The 19,938-nt window shown below is 59.3% G+C and carries 19 protein-coding genes; 5 read left to right on the top strand and 14 right to left on the bottom strand.

Annotated elements, in window-relative coordinates; translation table 11 throughout:
• Positions 1-75 precede the first annotated feature (75 nt).
• The 4 genes from BLQ12_RS11490 to BLQ12_RS11475 all read left to right on the top strand — a co-directional run bounded on the left by BLQ12_RS11490 (position 76) and on the right by BLQ12_RS11475 (position 3,160).
• Positions 76-573: a chemotaxis protein CheW gene (locus BLQ12_RS11490; protein WP_092210793.1), complete on the top strand. Its 498-nt coding sequence runs from the start codon at positions 76-78 to the stop codon at positions 571-573.
• Between the two features lie 68 nt (positions 574-641).
• Entirely contained in the window at positions 642-1,535 is an 894-nt protein-coding gene (locus BLQ12_RS11485; protein ID WP_092210792.1) for a CheR family methyltransferase, read from the top strand.
• Entirely contained in the window at positions 1,504-2,580 is a 1,077-nt protein-coding gene (locus tag BLQ12_RS11480) for a protein-glutamate methylesterase/protein-glutamine glutaminase (protein ID WP_092210791.1), read from the top strand. The genes BLQ12_RS11485 and BLQ12_RS11480 overlap by 32 nt, the downstream gene beginning before the upstream one ends.
• Positions 2,573-3,160: a chemotaxis protein CheD gene (locus tag BLQ12_RS11475; protein ID WP_217640293.1), complete on the top strand. Its 588-nt coding sequence runs from the start codon at positions 2,573-2,575 to the stop codon at positions 3,158-3,160. Before BLQ12_RS11480 ends, BLQ12_RS11475 begins: the two co-directional genes overlap by 8 nt.
• Before the next feature lie 238 nt (positions 3,161-3,398).
• On the opposite strand, the gene BLQ12_RS11470 is transcribed toward BLQ12_RS11475, so the two are convergent.
• On the bottom strand, positions 3,399-4,265 hold the full coding sequence (locus BLQ12_RS11470; protein ID WP_175469673.1) for a YitT family protein: 867 nt from the start codon (positions 4,263-4,265) through the stop codon (positions 3,399-3,401).
• Positions 4,266-4,616: 351 nt separating this feature from the next.
• Here BLQ12_RS11470 and BLQ12_RS28205 point away from each other — a divergent pair, with 351 nt between their 5' ends.
• On the top strand, positions 4,617-4,931 hold the full coding sequence (locus BLQ12_RS28205; RefSeq protein ID WP_302846774.1) for a CC/Se motif family (seleno)protein: 315 nt from the start codon (positions 4,617-4,619) through the stop codon (positions 4,929-4,931).
• 108 nt (positions 4,932-5,039) lie between these two features.
• Here the strand turns inward: BLQ12_RS28205 and BLQ12_RS11460 are convergent, their stop codons facing one another.
• The 13 genes from BLQ12_RS11460 to BLQ12_RS11400 form a co-directional block, all read right to left on the bottom strand.
• Positions 5,040-5,858: a class I SAM-dependent methyltransferase gene (locus tag BLQ12_RS11460; protein ID WP_092210788.1), complete on the bottom strand. Its 819-nt coding sequence runs from the start codon at positions 5,856-5,858 to the stop codon at positions 5,040-5,042.
• A 13-nt stretch (positions 5,859-5,871) separates the two neighbouring features.
• Positions 5,872-6,789 carry a C45 family peptidase gene (locus tag BLQ12_RS11455; protein ID WP_092210787.1) on the bottom strand — a complete coding sequence of 306 codons (918 nt, stop codon included), beginning with the start codon at positions 6,787-6,789 and terminating at the stop codon, positions 5,872-5,874.
• A gap of 314 nt (positions 6,790-7,103) precedes the next feature.
• Complete coding sequence (locus BLQ12_RS11450; protein WP_092210786.1) at positions 7,104-7,703, bottom strand: hypothetical protein; 600 nt, start codon at positions 7,701-7,703, stop codon at positions 7,104-7,106.
• A gap of 322 nt (positions 7,704-8,025) precedes the next feature.
• Positions 8,026-8,829, bottom strand: coding sequence for a hypothetical protein (locus BLQ12_RS11445; RefSeq protein ID WP_092210785.1), 804 nt, complete (start codon positions 8,827-8,829; stop codon positions 8,026-8,028).
• A gap of 316 nt (positions 8,830-9,145) precedes the next feature.
• On the bottom strand, positions 9,146-9,694 hold the full coding sequence (locus BLQ12_RS11440; RefSeq protein ID WP_092210784.1) for a dTDP-4-dehydrorhamnose 3,5-epimerase family protein: 549 nt from the start codon (positions 9,692-9,694) through the stop codon (positions 9,146-9,148).
• A 378-nt stretch (positions 9,695-10,072) separates the two neighbouring features.
• On the bottom strand, positions 10,073-10,675 hold the full coding sequence (locus BLQ12_RS11435) for a flavin reductase family protein (protein WP_092210783.1): 603 nt from the start codon (positions 10,673-10,675) through the stop codon (positions 10,073-10,075).
• A 9-nt stretch (positions 10,676-10,684) separates the two neighbouring features.
• The gene (locus tag BLQ12_RS11430; RefSeq protein WP_092210782.1) at positions 10,685-11,752 is read right to left on the bottom strand and encodes an FmdE family protein; all 1,068 of its coding nucleotides are present in this window, start codon (positions 11,750-11,752) and stop codon (positions 10,685-10,687) included.
• A 445-nt stretch (positions 11,753-12,197) separates the two neighbouring features.
• Positions 12,198-14,327, bottom strand: coding sequence for a TonB-dependent receptor (locus BLQ12_RS11425; protein WP_139163949.1), 2,130 nt, complete (start codon positions 14,325-14,327; stop codon positions 12,198-12,200).
• Positions 14,328-14,384: 57 nt separating this feature from the next.
• A complete protein-coding gene (locus tag BLQ12_RS11420; RefSeq protein ID WP_175469671.1) occupies positions 14,385-14,981 on the bottom strand; it encodes an FmdE family protein in 597 nt (198 codons plus the stop codon).
• 262 nt (positions 14,982-15,243) lie between these two features.
• Entirely contained in the window at positions 15,244-15,963 is a 720-nt protein-coding gene (locus BLQ12_RS11415) for an energy transducer TonB (RefSeq protein WP_092210779.1), read from the bottom strand.
• Entirely contained in the window at positions 15,960-16,370 is a 411-nt protein-coding gene (locus BLQ12_RS11410) for an ExbD/TolR family protein (RefSeq protein ID WP_092210778.1), read from the bottom strand. Before BLQ12_RS11410 ends, BLQ12_RS11415 begins: the two co-directional genes overlap by 4 nt.
• The gene (locus BLQ12_RS11405) at positions 16,367-16,972 is read right to left on the bottom strand and encodes a MotA/TolQ/ExbB proton channel family protein (protein ID WP_092210777.1); all 606 of its coding nucleotides are present in this window, start codon (positions 16,970-16,972) and stop codon (positions 16,367-16,369) included. Before BLQ12_RS11405 ends, BLQ12_RS11410 begins: the two co-directional genes overlap by 4 nt.
• Positions 16,973-17,291: 319 nt before the next feature.
• Positions 17,292-19,346: a methyl-accepting chemotaxis protein gene (locus BLQ12_RS11400; RefSeq protein WP_092210776.1), complete on the bottom strand. Its 2,055-nt coding sequence runs from the start codon at positions 19,344-19,346 to the stop codon at positions 17,292-17,294.
• Positions 19,347-19,938 lie beyond the last annotated feature (592 nt).

The raw sequence follows: 19,938 nt of genomic DNA, 5'->3' as shown, positions 1-19,938 counted from the left end.
GATGCGGACGGTTCCCCCAGAGCGACCTGGGGGAACGTCCGTGTCGTGGAACGGGTTGACGAGAGATATCAGACTATGACCATCGAAGGGATCACAGAGACAGGCCGTTACCTGGCGTTCATGCTCCATGGGGAGGTGTACGCCCTGGACATCATGCAGGTGCGGGAGGTGCTGGATTACACGGAGATCACCACCGTCCCCAGGATGCCGGATTTTATGCGGGGCGTCATCAATTTACGGGGCGGTGTGGTGCCCGTGGTGGACCTGCGGCTTAAATTCGGGATGCCGGCAACGGAAAAGGGCGTCAACACCTGCATCATCATCATGGAAACCGACATCGACGGAGAACGGGCCCTCATCGGTGCCCTTGCGGACTCGGTGCGGGAAGTCCTGGACCTTGAACCGGACCAGGTGGAGCCTGCTCCGCGCATCGGCACGCGCCTGAAAACCGAGTTTATCAAAGGCATGGGAAAGAAGAACGAGGAGTTTATCATTATCCTTGATATCGACAGGGTCTTTTCCGCCGATGAGCTCTCGGGCGTGCAGGAAACAGGCCTTCAGGCCGAAGGCTAAAGGACCCCACGCCCATGAACCTAACCCGTCATCGTGTCCCGGGCTACGGCCCGGGAGAGGAGCCGCCCATGGTCGGCAATCGGCGCAGGGCCACGTTTCATCCCCATCTCTCCACCCGGGATTTCAGGACCCTTGCACGTTTTATCCAGGGCCGGTTCGGCATCAAGGTGCCGGACGTCAAAAAGGGGATGATCGAGGCGCGCCTCTGCAAACGGCTGAGCCGGCTGGACATGGGCTCGTATTCCCAGTACTGCGAGTACCTCTTCAGCCCGGAGGGCATGGAACAGGAGCTCTCCCACTTCATCGACGAGGTGACGACGAACAAGACCGATTTTTTCAGGGAGGCGAACCACTTCACCTGCCTTGTGGACGAGGTCCTGCCCGGGTACATGGATTCCCTGAAGGCCGGGCATAAGCTTAAGGCCTGGAGCTGCGCCTGTTCCAGGGGGGACGAACCCTATACCCTGGCCATGGTGCTGAGTGAGTACGCCCGGCGCAACCCGGGGTTTGATTTCTCCATCCTGGCAACGGATATCTCCACCCGCGTCCTTGAGGTGGCCAGAAAGGGCGTGTACGACGCCTCGGAGATCGCCCCGGTGCCCCTTGCCCTGAGGAAAAAGTACCTGCTGAAGAGCAAAGATCCCCGCCGTCACCTGGTGAGGATTGTGCCGGGGTTAAGAAAAAAAGTGGCCTTTCGGCAGCTCAACCTCATGGATTCGGAGTATCGCCTCGACAAGGCCATGGACATCATCTTCTGCCGAAACGTGACCATCTATTTTGACAAAGAGACCACGGAGCAACTGCTGTTGAGGCTCTGCAGCCGTCTTGCCCCGGGGGGGTATATTTTCATGGGGCATTCGGAGTTTCTGGATTGCAAGGTGTTGCCGCTGGTACCCGTGGCGCCCACCGTTTACAAAAAAGTGAGAGAGCATGAAAAAGAAGGTACGGGTTCTTGTCGTTGACGACTCCGCCCTGGTGCGTCAGACCCTGTCCGGGATTCTTGAATCCGATGACGACATTGAGGTGATGGCCACGGCATCCGACCCCTATGACGCCGCCCGGAAGATGAGGGAGGAGGTGCCCGATGTCATCACCCTGGATGTTGAAATGCCGAAGATGGACGGCATCACCTTTCTGGAAAAACTCATGGCCCAGCATCCGATTCCCGTGGTGCTGTGCTCCAGCCTTGCGGCGGAGGAGTCGGCCACAGCCCTGAAAGCCTTGGAGCTCGGGGCGGTGGAGATCATCCGAAAGCCCACCCTGGGCACCAAGGCCTTCCTTGCGGAGTCTCGCATCCAGATTTGCGATGCGGTGAAGTCCGCGGCCCTTTCCCATGTGAAAAAAAAACCGAGCCTGCGATCCGTGGAGCCGAAGCTGAGCGCGGACGCCGTCCTGGTCAAGTCCACGCGGGCCATGCTGGAAACCACGGAAAAAGTGGTGGTCATCGGGGCCTCCACAGGCGGCACCGAGGCCCTTCGGATCTTTCTGGAGCAGTTGCCCGCCGATGCTCCGGGCATGGTCATCGTGCAGCACATGCCCGAGCACTTCACCAAGGCCTTTTCCAAGCGCCTGGACACCCTGTGCCGGGTTTCCGTTAAGGAGGCGGAGAACAAGGATCCCGTGGCCAGGGGGCAGGTCCTCATCGCCCCGGGGAACATGCATCTGCTGCTGAAACGAAGCGGGGCGCGCTACCATGTGGAAGTGAAGACAGGCCCTTTGGTGTCCCGCCATCGTCCCTCGGTGGACGTGCTCTTTCGTTCTGCGGCCCGGTATGCCGGGAAAAATGCCGTGGGGGTGTTGATGACGGGCATGGGGGACGACGGGGCCAAGGGCCTTCTGGAGATGAAACAGGCCGGGGCTGCCACCATCGCCCAGGACAAGGCCTCCTGTGTTGTCTTTGGCATGCCCAACGAGGCGATCAAGCTCGGGGGCGTCGACAGGGTGGTCTCCCTGGAGCAGATCTCCGGGGTGGTCCTTGGGTGCTGCGGCGAGACCCACCATGTATGAAAAGGCGGTGATGCCCGTCACCAATGCGTCGGTGAAACGGGTGACCCTTTCCATCGGGGAGTACTACGCCAGCAGGGAGCCCGCCGTGATCAGAACCCTTCTGGGCTCGTGCGTCTCGGTGTGCCTCTTCGATCCCGTCAGCCGGGTGGGGGGCATGAACCATATCCTCCTTCCCGGACGGGCCGATCTCAAACGCTTCAACCTGTCGGCACGCTACGGGATCAATTCCATGGAGCTTCTTATCAACGCCGTCATGATGCGGGGAGCGGAACGCAGCCGCATCAGGGCCAAGGTTTTTGGCGGGGCCAGCGTCATCCCGGGCCTCATCGAAGCCCAGGCCGTGGGTCGGAAGCTCTCCGAGTTTGTGATCACCTTTCTTGCAAACGAGGGGATTCCGGTGGTAAGCCGGGATTTGGGGGGGATCTACGTCAGGAAGCTTATCTTTCATACCCGCACCGGGGACGCGTTTCTCAAGAAAAGTCGCTCCATGAAGTCGGCGCAGCTCATGTGGGAAGAGCGGAAAAAGGCCGAACAGATCCGGGCCACGGTGAAAGAGCCGACGAAGGTGACATTGTTCTAAGTCCCCTATCCTGTCACCTCGCCGTCGGAGGCAACACGTTTAAAGGTGTCTTCGGCGACCCTCCCGTGGGGCAAACGTTTGCCTGATTTTATAACGACGGGTTTAACAAACAGGTTTTAAAAACAGATTCAGTTCAATTTGAATCAAAGGCGAATGTGATTTTCCCTGAGGAACGAAGGGGAAAACGCATTCGCAACCTGATTTCAAGGTGGCACACCTTGCCGCCGGAGGCATCTTTTTACCAATGGGGCTGGTTGCCCACCCGGGGGTTCATGACATCCAGGGTTTCGGTGACCACCACAAAGGCCATGGGGTCCACCTCCCGGATGATGTCCTTGACCCGGCCCAGGTCCCGCAGGGTGATCACCGCATAGAGGATTTTTTCGTCCCGGTGCGAATAGGCCCCTTCCCCGTGGATGATGGTAAGGCCCCTTCTGAACTCCTTGAGCATCCGTGCCGAGAGCCCCTCCCATTTTTCCGAGATAATCAGTACGATCTTCCGGTGGCTCATCCCCATGAAGACAACGTTGAGGACCTTGGCGTTCACGTAGAGAAAGACGATGGTGTAGACGATGATGTCCAGGGTGGAGAGGACATAGGAGAGGATCACCACCAGGATGTTCAGGGCAAGGGTGGTGTTGCCGAGGCGGATGGAGAACCGTTTCAGGAGAAGCACCGACAGGATGTCCGTGCCCCCCGAGGAACCGTAGGATTTCAGGATAATGCCGAGGCCCGTACCGGAGAGGATTCCCGCCATGAGGGCGTCGAGCATCTTGTCGTGCAGGGGGATGGGGACGTGGATGAAGTGGACGCACAGGGAGAAGATGGCAAGGCCCAGGAGGCTGTAAAGGAAAAACCGCCGCCCCACGTATTTCCAGGCCACGGCAAACAGGGGCACGTTGAACATCAGGTAGAAGAGGATAAAGGGGATCTCGGGGAACTGGTAGTGCAGAAGCAGGCCCAAGCCCGTGATGCCGCCTGAGGGGAAGTGGTTGGGGATGAGGATCCCGTTGATGGATAGGGCCGACAGGCAGCTTCCCAGGGAGAGGAAACACACATTTTTGGCAACGTTTTTTCCGGTGGTTATCCAGGCTCGGTCAGTCATGGTTCGGTGGTTCCATTTCATACTCAGGGGCAACGAAGGGGGCTCTCAACAGGCCGTTACCCGGCCCTGTTCAAGGGGGGAGCAACGGAAGATGGGCTGGTATATACAGACGGTTTCGGGCAATGGAAAGGATAAAGAGACCCGTTGCCGTACCGGCGCCCTGGGCCATGGTGCAACCCTCTATAATCAAAGCCGTTTGGCGGATGGTAAAGGGACCCTTTTTTTCCTTTGAAGTGAGATGCCTTGCCTTGAAAAAGGGGAAGGCGTTTTCTTTTTTTGCGTGTGTGCCTATAATCAGCTCTCGCAGGTTTTGTTCCAGGCAGACATCCTTTGACCCAGGAGAGGCTACTTATGTTTGAGATCACCCCGGATGCACAGGCATACATCGCGAAAAAGGGCCGTGAAGTCACGGTCTGGATGGAGACCCACCACGCTTCGGGGGGCTGATGCGCCCTGCGGCAGGTGACCACCCGCACCCCGGCGGTCCGTCGGGGAACCCCCCTTTATACAGAGTCGTACACAGCCAGCCTTGTCTCCGGGTTCACGGTCTGGCATCCCGTGGGGATGGAACCGGAAGACCGCGTCATCACCATCTCCCTTGAAAAGAGGTGGATTTTCAAGGAGCTTGTGGTGAGCGGGGTGGGGGCGATCGTTTATAGTGGATAGGGAAAACAGGTAAATTAGGTCATAGGTCATGGTGAGAGGTGAGAGGTGAGAGGCCTCCGGCAGGGTGCCGGAGGCTTTTTTAGGTTGTGGCGTGGGGTATGGCATCGGTTATCTTTTTCGTGCCGCCACAAAAATCCGGGTGCTTTTCTCTATGACGGGCGGGGTGGAGCGGGCCTCTTTGATGATGGGCATGGCGCAGCGCTTTCCCATCTCCCTTATCAGCTGGTCCTTTGATTTCAATACGCCCTCGTAAACGGCCAGCTGTCTCTCCAGCCACCCCCGGGTCTCTTCGTAAACCTCCACATCAAAGCCTGCATCCCCAAGGCACTGTCTGTGGTCTGCAGGCATAAAGGGGATGTTGCCGTCCCAGGTGGTAAAGACAAACCGCCCGCCGGGTTTGAGGATCCGGTGGATTTCAGCCAGGGCCCTGGCCCGGTCCGGGGCCAGCCACAGGGCATCTACGGAGATCGCTCCGTCGCAGCTTCCGGTCTTTAGCCCGGTGCCGTAGAAGGTGCCGGTGGTGAATGCGGCCCGGCCTTCTAAATCGAAATCGGGGATACGCCGTGTGGCCGTGGCCACCGCCTCTTTGGAGATATCCACGCCGAAAAGGCTGGCACGGGTATGGCGTGCCAGCCACATGCCGGGGCCTCCTCTGCCGCAGGCAAGGTCCGCCAGGCAGTGCCCTTCCTTCAGCTGAAGGTGCCGGGCCATTTGGTTCAGCTCCGTTGCGGTGACAAAGCTGTAGGTCTCCGTCTCTTCGGGGAACTCATCCCCGAAGGCTTCCTTGACAATGGCCGCAAAGCAGTGGCTCTTGTTCTGTCCCTTGTAAATCGTGTCGTAGGCTTTTTCAAACCGCCATGTCCCGTGGCATAAAAAGCTGATCAGCGACATCATCATCCGTTTTGAACTGTTCTGGATTGCCGGCATCTGGCGTGCCTCCTTATTGCTGTGGGGGTGCAGCGGTTGCTTCCGCGTCGAGGAGCTCCGAGACCAGGATTCCGTTTTTGCCGAGCTGATGCTTGGTGGCGGTATCAAAGCCCCGGAAGGTTTCTACGGTGCCCGTCTTAAGGGAGACCTTCCAGACTTTGGAAAAATTACGGTGAAACGCCAGAAACACCTCTGCGGCCTGTGGGTCGAAGACCATGGAGCAGCTGGTGGGGTATGCCGGGTTTCGGTTGTAGGCCTGTTCCAGTGCGGACAGGCCGTGGTCCACATCAAAGGGGACTCTGGTTTTTTCCAGGTAGGCACAGAGGACCTTGTAGCGATCGTCCCCGCACCCCCGGGCGTCCTGGTAGGGTTTTCCCTTCATGCCGTGGCTGGCGAAGTTGGCCATGGCCAGGTAGGGGCCGGTCATGGGGGTGAGGAGGTTCCTCCCGGTGCCTGTCTCCACCACAAGGGCGGCTCCGGTTTTGTCTGCAAACAGGGTGTGGCAGGTGACATCCGGCACCTGGGTCAGGTGGGCTTTGGCGCACACGGCCTTGAGTTCGGCAACGGTTTTCATTCGGCCCACCATGGTGTTGAGGAGATAAAGGGGCATGTCGCCTTCCCGGGGCGGGGGTGGGGTGCGAACCTGGGGGTGGAGTTCCTGGCAGGCGTAGAAGAGGCCGTTGCTGTTCATGCCGCCGGTGGTCACAAAGATGTGCTCTCCCTGGATGACCCGCTCAAAGGCGAGGTGAAAGGTGCGCAGGTTTCCGTTGTCTTCCAGCAGGAGTTTCATGGGGAACCGGGCGTAGTCAAAGTTCATGCCGAAGATGGGGCGGGGGCCGCCGACGGCAAAGCTGGTACAGGCCGGTGCCGCCTGTGAGACGCCCAGAAGGGCAAGGGCGGTGACGGCAAGGGACAGGATGAGACGTTTCATGGGGGCTCCTTGGTCTTGGGACCGGTTGGGGCAGGTGGCCCGGGGCGGTTTCATTGCACCTATTATTCGCACCGCTGGTGTGGTTTTTGCCTGGATTGGTGCGAAGTGTTTGGGTGCGCGTCGTGCCGAGACACCCGCTGTCCGGTTGTTTGGGGTGAAAAGAGAACTTGGTGACACATATGATTATGTCTTAAGAGGAAAAGGGGAGGGTTGTCAAGTGTGTTGTCGCACTTTTGTTTTTATTTGCGGTGTGTGGTTCGCACTGATTTTTTCTTTGAGGGTGTTTGAGGTGCGATAAGTGGCGGGTGTGGGGACTACTCGTCGTCCCGGGTGGCGGCTTGAAACAGGGCTTCCAGGCGGCTCTCCCTGGAGAGCAGGGCCTCGATCTCTTTGTAGTAGGGGGGCTTTGTGTCGCCGGGGGCAACAGCGGACAGGAGAGGGTGGTTCTCCCGTGAGACGCCCTGGTGGTTTTTGGAGGCCACGGCGCCCTGCTCCATGGCGCAGAGTTCGGTGACCATGGTGGCGATGTGCTCCGCATAGGGGGCCAGGTGGGGGGCCTGAGCGGAAAAGGCCTTGAGGCTGCTCTTAATCTGTCCGGTGAGGAGGGTCAGGGTGTCCAGGGCCTCTTTGCGCCGTTCCATGGCATCTTCAAGGACGGCTCCGAAGAGAAAGGGGGCCAGGTCCACGAGATGTCCCTGGGTGGCCCCGGCCTCATCGGAGAGGGTCTTGATGAGGGTCTGGGACAGGGAGGAGATGCTGTAGGAGATTTTTCGTTTCTTAGCATCTTCGCTTGATTTGAGCATGTCGGCCAGCTTTTCCGACAGATGGGGCAGGCCCCGTTTGTTGGAGAGGACGGCATCGGTGAAGTCCGAGCAGGGTCGCGTGCGTACTGTTTTTTTTGCGTTGTCTTCCATGGGGGCAACCCTCCGTGTGTGCCGTGTGGTGGGGAGCCTTGTCTGGTGTTGTCAAGGCTCCCCGGGTGTCTGCAAAGGTCGCAACGGACCGTCCCGGGCTGGTTAAGGAATAAACCAGGCCCCCCTGTTTTGCAAACGGATTTTCCACGGGCTTTTTGTTTCAGCCAGCACGCCAGTCGAAGGGGATGATATCGCCGAAGCCACCGGTTTCGTCTCGACGACGAGGACGCGAGGGGCGCTTATTCCGGGTAGTTCATGAGAAAACGATTCATCCTGATGAATTAAGATGGCTCCTGCAATATAGGTGCACTCGACTCGTGAACTATCCGGGCTGAGCTGTCGGGGTTTTCTCCAAGGGGCGCAGGATCGCCTCCAGGGTTTGGCAGACCCGTTTGGCCTCCTCTTCGTCTCCGGCGCAGCCGATCCAGCACTCCCAGGTTTCGTCATCATCTTTCCAGGCGGTTCCGTCTGGCTTGGACCCCGGGGTGCCGTTGGTGTCGTAAATCCGCTGAAAGAGCATGGCCTTTTTGAGGAAAGCCTCTTCGGTGTCCTCGCCGCCCCGGCTGCGGTAATCGGGGTAGAGGGTGTCGGCCACGCGGAGGTAGAGGCCGCGTTTGAAGTCCTGGACAAGGCGGGGCAGTGCCCCATAAATCCAGGGGGCATTGCGGCGCGCCAGCTCGCTGCGCAGGTGCCCCTTGCTTTCGGCAAGGCCTGCCTGGAGTTTGCGGGAAAGCGCCTCCATGTCCGGGGACCCGTTGTCTCCTCCGGGGACGTACCCGGTACGCCAGGTGGTGAACTCATCGGTGATACCCTGGCTAAGGGCGTTGTCCGGGATTTTCTCTTCAAGGGATTCCGGGGACAGGGCGAGGTCGTCCGGCAGGTCGATGAGGATCTCGGTGACGGCCCAGGGGTATGTTCGGCCGGTGGCGGGGTCCACGGCCTGTTTTTCGGTAAGATGAAGGACCTGGAGGGCGACCCGAAGGTCCTCGGAGACAACGGCACGCATGCCCCAGACCCTTGTCACCGGGGGGCGCTGGGGGAACATGCGGCGGGCGTTGAGATCGAAAACGGATGGGGTTCGGTAAGGGGGCTGGTAAAGCACGAAGAATCCCCGGGGTGTGTGCATGATGAGCTCCTTTTGGCTGTGGTTGTATCTTTCAAAAAGCGACCCGCCGGAGGCAACTGAATACTTACTCCGATTGTAACTATTCAGCTCAAAAAAAAGCCTCCGGCGGCAAGGTGTGCCACCTTGGAAGCAGGTTGCGGATGCGCTTTGCCCCTCGTTCCTCGGGGCAAATCACATCCGCCTTTAAAGTAAAACTCACCCAAAAAGATTTTTTAAAACCTGTTTGTTTAACTTTTTAAAAGTTTAGCCCCCGGCAGAGCCGCCAGAGGCATTTGGGGCTGAATAGCTACCTTCGTTTTTTTACTTCCGGGCACGGTTACTCCAGACGGCATTCCCAGTCGTAGGGGATGATGTCGTTGTCCGTGGGGCTTAACCGGCGTTCATCCACGTTGTCCGGGTCGTAGTAGACCGAGGGCATGCCGATGACCAGGGAGATGCCGCTGCCGATGTTCTTGGTGCCGTGGAAGATCCCCGGGGGGATAAAGACGGCCCGGGGGTTGCGCTCTCCCATGAAGATTTCGTTGAGCACTCCGTAGGTGGGGGAGTCTTCCCGGTAGTCGTACAGCACGAGCTTGATCATGCCGGTGACGCAGACCAGGTGGTCCTCCTGCACGGAGTGAAGGTGCCAGCCCTTGACCATGCCGGGGTGGGAGTACGAAGCGATGGCCTGCTTGATCTCCCCGGCGTTCATGGGCTCATCGTTAAAGCGCATGATCTCCATGAGGTATCCCCTTTCGTCGGAAAAGACATCCAGCGATTTGATCAGGACCCCCTCGATGAGGGAGTCCCCGTAAAAACCGGGGAGGGTCTGGATCCTGGGACGGTCCATTTCGTCGTACTCGTTCATGCTCAGAACCTGGGCCATGGTGTTCTCCTTGTTTTGTGAATAGTCCGTAGTCATTATTCAGCTCAAAAAAAGCTGCCTCCGGCGGCAAGGTGTGCCACCTTGAAAGCACGTTGCGAATGCGCTTTCCCCTTCGTTCCTCAGGGAAAATCACATTCGCCATTGGTTCAGATTGAACCGAGTCTGTTTTTAAAGTCTGTTTATTAAACTTTTTAAACGGTTGGCCCCCGGCAGGGCCGCCGGAGGCATAAATTCATGAAACGTTCAACAAGCAGGCCGGGGTGGTTTTATGAGAATTCTCGCGAATGCTTTCACCCCGAGGAACGAGGGGGGAAAGCATTCGCAACCTGGGGTCCAAGGGATCATCCCCTGGCCGCCGGAGGCTTGTTTTTAGTCCCTCTACCCCGCGGCAGTGACCGGATCCACGCCTGAGGGGAACATGGCGGAAAAGGGCTCGAAGCCCTTTGTTTCCCGGATGGTGCAGAAGTGCATGCCTTGTTTGCTGCCTGTCATCATCAGGGGGTCGGCGGCCATGGGGTCCAGGTGAAGGGTGTCGTCCAGAACCCCGTCTGCCACCTCAAGGCGCAGTACTTTGCCCATGACAAGGCTGTACTTCTCTTCCTTGAACTCTTTTTCCAGCCGGCACTCCATCCAGGCGTAGCAGCCCATGATCCCGGGGGCCTTGATGGTGTGGGAGGGTTTTTCGGCTAAGCCCGCCGCCTCGAACTCATCGACCTCCGGGGCGCTCATTCGTGCCGTGGGGATCACCTTGTTCTCGAAATCAGCGCCGGGCAGGTTGATGACGAACTCTCCGGTGTCCCGGATGTTTTTGAGGGTGTCGCGTTTTTCGGCCGAGGCAAAGCAGATGAGGTCCAGGGGCCTCAAGACCGGCATGATGCAGGAGTAGGGCGCGATGTTCCGCACGCCGTCCGCGCTTACGGTGGAGATAAAGCTGACGGGAAGGGGCATGATGCCTTCCCGCATGAACGGTTTTAAGATCATGGGGTCTCCTTACCACTCGGTGTCTTTGCCGAGGATGACGGCCAGGGGGTTGGCCCCCAGGCGGGTGAGTCGGTCGAAATCCGCCTGGGAGGTGAGCTCCACGGTTTTGTGAACCGAGAGGAAATCTTCGGGGGCGTGGGGGTTCTGGAAGACGTAGCGGTTGTAACAGGCGTGGAGCCAGAGGTCTTTGTGCCAGTCGAGTTCATCCGGTGAGAGCCCTAAGCTTTCCACAAAGTCGTCGGTCTGCCAGCGGTAGTTGAGGACCGTGGCGTCGCCTGTTTGGGTGGCTTTGTTGAAGCGGATGATGACACCGCCGATGTTTTCCCAGGTAGCCTCTGCAGTCTGCCAGGGACGCCTGCTCGGGTAGGCCATGGAGAGGTAGCGCCTTTTACCCGGGGTAAGGTTGAGGGCATGGGCGATGTAGTCGTCCTGGCACCAGGCGGGAATGCCCATGTAGGTGTAGGACTCGCCGTCCCGCAAGGGGCGCTGGTCCAGGATGAACCCTGCGGTGAAGTAGCCGGAGGCCACGCCGCAGCAGAAGTGGTCGTGGAAGAGGGCGGCCTGCACCAGGGACTCGGGGATGCCGTCGTAGCAGGCGTTGGCCAGGGTGGCCACGGCAAAGGCCCGGGAGCCCAGGATCCTGGTGAGGGGTTCAAAGGAGGTGCCCACACCCACCCACAGGTTGAACACTTCGGAGGCCTCCAGCTGGTCCCCGGTGGCGGTGATGGAGACCGCGGCGAGTTCCTTCGGCCCCTTTTGGTGCACAAAGACCATGAACAACGGGGCGTCGCGCCGGGCGTGGACGCTCAAGAGGTTTCCCTTGCCCCGGCCCATGGCGCTCAGGCGGGTTACCGTGTCCAGGATCTCACCTGTCGATTCGCCCTGGTGGTCCACGTATCCGGCGTTGGTCACCAGGGCCAGCCCTTCGTCACCGGGGGAGGCCGACAGGGTTGTCATGGCCAGCATCAGGGCCCGTTGCCCCAGGGTGGGCTGGTGCCCCCCCATGGCATGGGCCGACAGGGCGCACAGGCCCCCTGCAACACACCAGACAAGCATTCCGATACACCATTTTTTCATGTTTTTTCTCCTTTACGCATGCATTGTTTACAAATAACGATTCATCTCAACATGGTCTCCGGCGGGTCGCTTTTTTGAAAAAAAGCTCCGCAAAAAACTTTCCGAAAAATTAGAACAGTCAAAATCGCTGGAAATCATGCCAAAGCTATCAAGGTCTGTTTGTCAAACTTTTCAAAAGTTTGGCCCCCGGCAGGGCCGCCGGAGGCATAAGCTGAATAGTTACAAAAGCTCCGCAAAAACGTTCCAGTAGCATCCCTCCTGTTGTTCAGCCCCAATGGGGTGAGCGACAGGGGGAATTTATGGGTGTTGGTTTTTATGTCGGGCGAGGCCCGAGCCGAAGGCCCTTGCGCTTTGTCCCTCGTCCCTCGGGCCAAAGCGCAAGGGCAATATGCTTTCGAGGTGGCTCACCTCGCCGCCGGAGGCAGGTTTTTTCCGGCGGATAGCTTTAAAACACCGCGCTCAGCCCCACGGTGTAGGTGGCATCGGGCATGGGGTAGCCGGCTTCTTCTTCGTACTCTTCGTCAAAGAGGTTGTCTGCCGAGGCCAGGAGGCGCCAGGTGGTGAATTTGTTCTGGAAGAGCCTGAGGGAGGCATTGAGCCCCACCACAGTGTAGGCGTCCAGGGTTTCAGGGGTGGTTCCTTTGAGGTGGTCCCGTTCGCCTACGTGCCGGAGCGTGACCCCTGCGGTGAAGCGGTCGTCAAGGCGGAGGTCGAGGCCTGCGTTGGCCATGATCTCCGGAAAGTCCGGGATCTGTCCTTCCAGGCGGTTTTCCCTGTCCCAGGGGTCGCCTTTTGTGTCGCCTTCCTGCCAGGTGAGGTTGCCCCAGGCAAAGAGGTTGAAGGGCAGGGGAGCGGACAGGGCAAGTTCAGCGCCCTGGATGGTGACCTCTTCGATGTTGTAGATGACGGTGCCCGTGCCCGGGACCATGGTGGAGGCGATGTAGTCGTCGATGTCGTAGCGGTAGCCCCGGATCTCGGCGGTGAAGGCGTGGGCGATCTCCTGGGTGAAGCCCAGCTCCGCCTGCCTGGCCTCTTCCACGGCAAGCTCGGTGTTGAAAAAGCCGGTGCTGCGGTTGAGGTACCACCAGAAGTACTCCGGCGAGGTGGGGTAGCGGTGGGCGATGCCCAGGCGGCAGGAGAGCTCTCCGCCTTTCCAGGGCCGGAAGGAGAGGGCGGCCCGGGGGGCCAGGTTCGATTCCGAGAGGTCCGTTGGCGTGGCTGCGGCGGGAAACCCGAAGGCTTCCGGGGCGATGGCATCGGCCTTGAACCACTCCTGGCGCAGGCCCGCCTCAAGGGTCCAGTTTGTTGAGACGCGCCAGGTGTCCTGGAGGTAGAGGGCGTGGGTGTCGATGACCTCTTCCTGGCCTTTGAAGCCCTCTTTGATGAAGGCGAAATAGGGGGAGTTGATGGAGCCGTTGAAGTAACTGGTGTCGATCTCGGTGACTGTCTGGTCTCCCCAGCCCAGGCTCCGGGTTTCGCCCCCGGTCTCGATGGTGTGGTTGCCGAAGGTAAGTTCTCCTTCGGCCTGGAGGGACCAGTTGCCCGGTTCGGCTTCGGTCTCCCGTTTGTAGATTACTTTGGAGGGGTCGGCGGCGTCCACGTAGGTCTCTTCCCGGTCCTGGCTCCAGGTGAGGTAGTCCAGGCGAAGGTGCCCGCGTTTGATCTCTTTTTCCACCCAGGCCGTGACGCGGGTGTTTTCGTCTTCGGCAAAGCTGCCGTCTCCCCAGGTCTGGGCGCCGTTGATGAGCCGGGAAGAGATAGAGGGGCCGCCCAGCTCCCGCTCGTCTGCGTCGGGCTCTCCCCCGTCGTAGGTGGGACTGTTCGGTCGGTTGTAAACGGGCATCCCGGTTTCGTACGTGCTCCAGCAGACTCCTGCCCCTGCGGTGAGGCCCATGGGCAGGTTGACGGACAGGTCCAGCTCACCGTGGTTGCGGTCCACGGTGTTGTTTCTCAGGAACCCGTCGGTTTCGTAGTGGCCCCCTGAGACGAACCAGCTTCCGTACCCGTTGCGCCCCATGTGGGTGAGGACCTCCTCATGGGTGGCGTGGCTGCCGTAGAGCCCGCGGATTTCGGTTTCCAGCCCTTCCTCGGGGGAGCGGGTGGCAATGTCCACCACGCCCCCTAAGGTGTTGCCGTACTTGGCGGGCACGGCGCCTTTGTATACCTGGACGCTCTCCACGCTGTTGGGGTTGAGGGTGCTCCAGTCCACGGGCCCGTTGCCGTAGGAGCCGTCGCGATGGATGGGGACCCCGTTTTTCAGGATACGGAGCCGGGTTTCATCAAACCCGCGCATGCGGAGTTTGCCGTTTTCGTTGCCTGAGACAGCCGTGCGCCGTAGCTGGAGGCCGGGGATCCGGATGAGGTCCTCCAGGATGGTATCGGATACGCTGGGTTGCTCCATCTCTTCTCTGGTGACGATCTCCGGCTTGGCGGTGGCGGGCCGGGGGGCCTGGACCGTTACGTCGTCCAGGGCCAGGGGGACGGAGTCGTTCAGGCCGTCGCCCCATGCCATGCACGGGACCACCAAAAGGGCCAGGCACAAGCTTGTCAAACCAATCTGTGTCGCGTGTTTCAAGGGATTACAAAGCCTCCGTGTTGGGTGAGTGATAAAGGTGGCCGGTTTGCCCGGAGGTCAGGTGCTGCGGCAGGTGAGGCAGAGGGCGCGGCCGTCGATCTCTTTGAGCTTGGAGGCCATGACCGGTTCGCCGCACCGGTCGCAGAGGGCGGACGGTTCGATGACGGCCTTGGGAGGGATGGCCGGTGCAACGGTGGTCATGGAAAAGATGTCGCTCCAGGGCATGCGGAGAATTTCCTCGGCGCGCTGGTTGTGGAGTCTCCAGAACTCCTTGTGCTGTGCCTCCGTGGGATTGCCCCGGCCCATCACCTTGTCCATGAGGGCTCGGTGCGCGTCGGAGAGCCTGATGGCTCCGGGTTTGAGGCAGAGCCGCACCGAGGACTCCCTGTCCCGGCTGATGAAGGTCATGGCCACCTTGCCCACGTCCCTATAGATAAAATTGCCTTTGCCGAAGGTACTGCCCGAAAGCACCTGCACGGCATCGGCGCAGCAGGCGTCGGTCTCCAGGCAGGAGACCACCTCTTCGTCATGGGACCGGTCCACGCCCAGTTCTTCGAGTCCTGCCCGGGCCGCCACAATGCCCAGGGCCAGGCCCGGGCAGAGGTGGCCGTGAAAATCCACGCATCGTCTGACATCGTCTTCCAGGGTGTTCATGGTGTGTCCTCTCTTCCGTTGGTCGTTGTCGTTTGTAAGGCCTCGGCATGCCCGAGAAAAAAAGCCCGGGCTTAAGGCCCCGTTATCGGTGGTGCGGGCGCAGTTCTCCCGCATCGCTTGGTGCGATAAGTTGGGTCATCATGGATTGACGAAGGGAGGAAACGGATGGTAGGAATAATCCGGGCCCTCCCTTCGGGGAGAGTGCCTTATTCTTAAAGGAGGCAGTCCTCATCTCTTGCCGGAGCCGGACTGTCTCCTTTTTTTATGTCAGCTCAAAACACAGGGTCACCTCTATGCTGATGGGTTCTTTTTGCATGGCGCCGGGAATCACCGGGAACGGCGCGGCGGAGAGCACTGCCTTTTTTGCCGCTGTGTTGAGCATGGCAAACCGGCTGCCCCGGATGATGGTGATCTTCTGTACGTCCCCTGTGGGAGAGAGGACAAACCGGACCCGCACAGCCCCTTCCATGCTCTGTCTTCTGGCCCGTTGCGGGTAGGTTTTTCGCGATTCGATGCGATGGCGCACCTGCGCGGCATAGAGATTGAGGAGCTCCGCACGGGAGGGTCCGGATATATCCACCGCAGGGCTTGATGGTGGTGCGTCGGCAGATTCTGCATTCGGTTCGGCGGCAGGGGTCGTGGGCGATGCCTCGGCCACACAGGTGTGCTGGGGAGGCTTTGGGATCGGTGTGCTTTGTGCCACCTGGGGCGCTTGGTCCGGGGGTCGCATCACGGGCGTTTCAGGGGATGCTTTGACCATGCGGCGTCTTTTGACGGGGCGCTCTTCAGGGGGCGGAGCGGTGTGGGGTTTGGGTGGCTTGGGGCCGGGCCTTGTCTCTTCCCGGATGGAGAGAAGCTCGAACTCCCCTGTTATGTGGAGTTTCTCCGCCTCAAGGCTTTCCGGCCCACGGATGCACAGGATGGCTGCGTGGAGAAGAAGGGAGAGGGCCAGGGTGCATGTGGTTCTGGCGTGTGTTTTCATGGCTCGGTCTCCGTGGCCAGGCAGAAGCTCGCGGCCCCCACGGTCTTGGCCAGGTCCATGACCCGGACCACGCTGTTGACCCTTGCACCCCGATCGGCACGGATAACGATGCGGGTGTCCGGGGTCAGTTCAGGTGAGGCTTTCAGCTTGTTTTCGAGCTCGGACAGGGTGACCCGGGCCCCTTTCCAGAAATAGGAGCCCTCGTTGGTGACGGCCACCACCAGGTCCCGGGGCAGGGTCCGGGAGGCTTCCCCCGCTTCGGGCAGCTTGATGCCGATGCCCTCATCCACCATAAATCCCATGGTGAGAAGAAAATAGATCAGGAGCATAAAGACCATGTCGATGAGAGCCGTCAACGGGGGCTGAACCGACCCGGTTTCGGCCTTGGTACCCGAGAGATCAATCATCGGCCGGCAGACTCCTTGAGGAAACGGACCATTCCGTGTTTCAGGTAGGCTTCCTGGTCCTCAGCGCGGGAGACCAGGTAGCTGTGGGCCATCATGACGGGCAGGGCCACGGCAAGGCCCAGGGCCGTGGTGAGCATGGCCTCCCAGATGCCGCCGGCAAGGGCTGCTGCGTCCACTTTGCCCCCGGTCTGCTGAATGACCATAAAGGCCTTGATCATCCCGGTGATGGTGCCCAAAAGGCCCAGCAGGGGCGAGATATTTCCGATGGTGGCCAGAAGTTGAAGCCGGGATGCCAGGTTTCGGCTCTCCCGGGCATACGCGTCGCGGATTGCCGCCTGCCGCGTGGACTCCTCACAGCCCCGCACGGAGAGCACTTCGGTGAGAAGGCGGCCCAGGGGGCTTCGGCTGTGGCGAGAGAGTTCGACGGCTCCGGGAGCCTGTTGGCCCCGGTTGAGATCGCTCAATGCCTCCACCAGGCCGTCATCGTTTTTCCTGATCCGGGCGAAAAAGATCCATCGTTCCAGGAAGACAGCAAGGGCCACCACCGAGCAGAGGGCGATGGGGATGACAAGTACCCCGCCTTTAAAGAGAAACGACACCATGAAAACCTCATCTGTAATCAGCGTTGTAAGGCTCCGAAGCTGCGATTTCACCACAGGCCGGACGGGACAACAAAAAAAGCCACGAAATCCGGGCGAGATTTATCTCACCTGCCTTCGTGGCTTTGTTGGCTTAAATGATAATGTATTGATACGAACGCTTAAACAAGCGGTGGAACATCTCACCTTCTTGATGAGTAGTTAGTATAAAACTAATGTTCACATTTTAGAGCAGGTGTCAACAGGAAAAAGGCTGGGGCAAAGGGCTCTATGGTTGGGGAGCTGGCCTCCGGCAGGGATGCCGGAGGCGGTTTTTGTCGGGTTATATTTTGAAGTTACCTGCCAGTTCTGCCAATTCGCCTGTCCGGGAATTCAGCTCTTCGGCCTGCTTTTTTACGGCAGCGCTTATCTCCGTGATTCCCCGGGAGGAGAGGGTGATATCGGAGATGGTTTGGGTGATGGTCGCTGAGGCATCCCTGCTTGTGTTCATCCTGAGGGTGGCGTCTGTGATTCCCTCGGATGCCTGGACGATATGCTCCGAAATTTCCCCTGCAACCGAGGATTGCTGCTCCACGGCTTCGGCGATGCCGGTGATGGTCTCATTGACGGTGGTGATGATGCCCGAGACCTCCCCGGTGCCCTCGGCGGCGTCTCTGGCGAGGCCCTGCACACTATCAATTTTACCTTTGATGTCGTCGGTGGCCTCTGCCGTTTGCCTGGCAAGTTCCTTGATCTCATGGGCCACCACGGCAAAGCCCTTGCCTGCTTCTCCGGCACGTGCCGCTTCGATGGTGGCATTCAGGGCCAGAAGGTTGGTCTGGTCGGAGATTTCCGTGATGACGTCGGTGACTTTGCCGATCTCTTCGGCCGCCTGGGTCAGTTCATTCATCTTTTCAGAAGCAGCCTTGGACCGGGATGCGGCACGATGGGAGACGGATGTGGCGTTTTCCGCGTGGGCCGAGATATCGGTGGCCGTTGAGGCGAGTTCGTCAATGGCAGATGCGACCATGGCGATGTTCTCCGATGATGTCTGGATCCGCGTTGCCCCTTCCGAAAGATCCGAGCTCATACCGCTTGCCGAGGCCAGCACCTGTGCTGACTTTTCCGAGGTCTCCTCGGCGTTGGACGCCAGCTCCGAGGAGATGGTGAGCAGCCCTCCGGCCGAGCTGCCGAGGGCATCGGTGCAGCGGGTAAACTGTGCGATGATGCCCTGGAGTTTGTTGATGAAGACATTGAACCACCGGGCGAATCGACCGGTTTCGTCCCTTGAGTCCACCTGGAGCCTTCGGGTGAGGTCCCCTTCTCCTTCGGCGATGTCTTTAAGCTCTTCAAGGGCGGCATTGATGGGGCGGACAATGGTACCGGAGAGGAGGACGATGGCCATCACCACCAGGCAGGCGGAAACCAGGCAGGAGACAAAGCCGATGCGCCTGATCTGGCGGACATCTTTGCCGAGGGTGGCCAGGGGTACGCTGACGGCAAAGGACCACGGGGTGTCGGTTTTACCGATGCGCATGGGGGAGAAAAACATGAAGGCACCGTGGCCGTATCCTTCCTGTGCGCCGGTCAGTGTAGACTCCTTTCCGTTGCGGATGGCGGCAAGGAGATCGCCCGGTGCTCCGGCATCGGCAAGGTTTGTGCCCGTGAATCCCTTGTCGGGATGGGCGATGATCACCCCGCTGTGTGAAATGAGGATCGCGTTGCCGGTACCGAAGGGTTTGATGGTGGTGATGGCACGCTCAAGTTCGGTTAAGGCGATGTCAATGCCCACGACGCCGATGACAGTCCCGTTTTCCTTGACGGGCACCGCAACGCTTGTCATGAGGATGTTCCCCGTATCCTCTTCGGCATAGGGCTGGAGAACGGTCTCTTTTCCGGAAACCTTGGCACGTTGATAATAATCGGCTTCCGCGTAATCGTCATTGACGGTGACGGCAATGTTTCCGTCTTCCATGTACCAGTAAGGGTAGTACATTCCCGATGCGTCATGCCATGACCTGTTGGCGTACTGCCGGTCCCTTCCGTCGAGCATGTCGGGTTCGAAGATAGCCCAGATTCCCAGATAACTGTCATCATCCTGAAGCAGGGCTTTCAGCGAATCATCCAGCATGTCGCGGTCGATGGCGGTGCGGTGCCGGACTATGCCTTCCATGACCCGGGCCAGGGCCCTGGTATCGGTCATGGCCTTGTCCAGCTTGCGCTGCATCACGCCACCATATCGGTAAGCTATCTCAGCGGCTTTTTCACGGGCTTCTTGCCCGGAGGCTGCGCCCGCTTTGTAGGTAATATAGAACACTGCAGCGATGAATGGAATCAACGCAACGGAACAGAACACAACCAGCATTTTTCTTCGTAAACTGCTTTTGTCAAAACCCATGTACTCCCCCCTGCCGTTAAGATGTGCCCCCGTTTGAGGGGCAGCCGCGTCCGCATAAACCGAAGGAGCCGGGAACAACAGGCCCACGCGTAAGAATGAACCGGCGGCCCTGTGTCCACGGGGCGTGCTGCCGGTCCTTTACGGCACCTGCGGGTCCGTGCTCAAGGGAGCCCCCATTCGGCTTTGACGTTTTCTAACGACCCTTTGATTCGTAATGATAGAATAAGGAATATACTGTTTGCTGAAAATTGGCGCGGGGTATCAGGGGGGCTCGCCCAGCTCGTGGAGGATGTGGGCTGACGAGCCGTGTGGCGTGGCATGCAGGTGATGTGTTTTTACCATGTGTGTGCCTGATATATCATAAAAAAATCTGTTTCGAGTAAAGGTTATAAAAAGTGCTGTTTTTTTAAAGGATATATCGACACCAGCGATAAAATACATAAATGTTATTTTTTCGCTAAAGGCAGGGGTCCCATGGATGGGCCATCAGTTGATCTGGAAAGAGGGGTTGTGGGTGACCATCGTTCGGCCGCAGGGGCGAGCCCTCGATCGAACGATGGTCCGGCCCCTGTTGCCGGTCTGACGCGCCTTG

The organism is Desulfoluna spongiiphila (genome assembly GCF_900101345.1).
GTDB classification, from domain to species: domain Bacteria; phylum Desulfobacterota; class Desulfobacteria; order Desulfobacterales; family Desulfolunaceae; genus Desulfoluna; species Desulfoluna spongiiphila.
The sequence above is the reverse complement of the archived record's forward strand: the minus strand, read 5'-3'. Positions and strand labels throughout refer to the sequence as shown.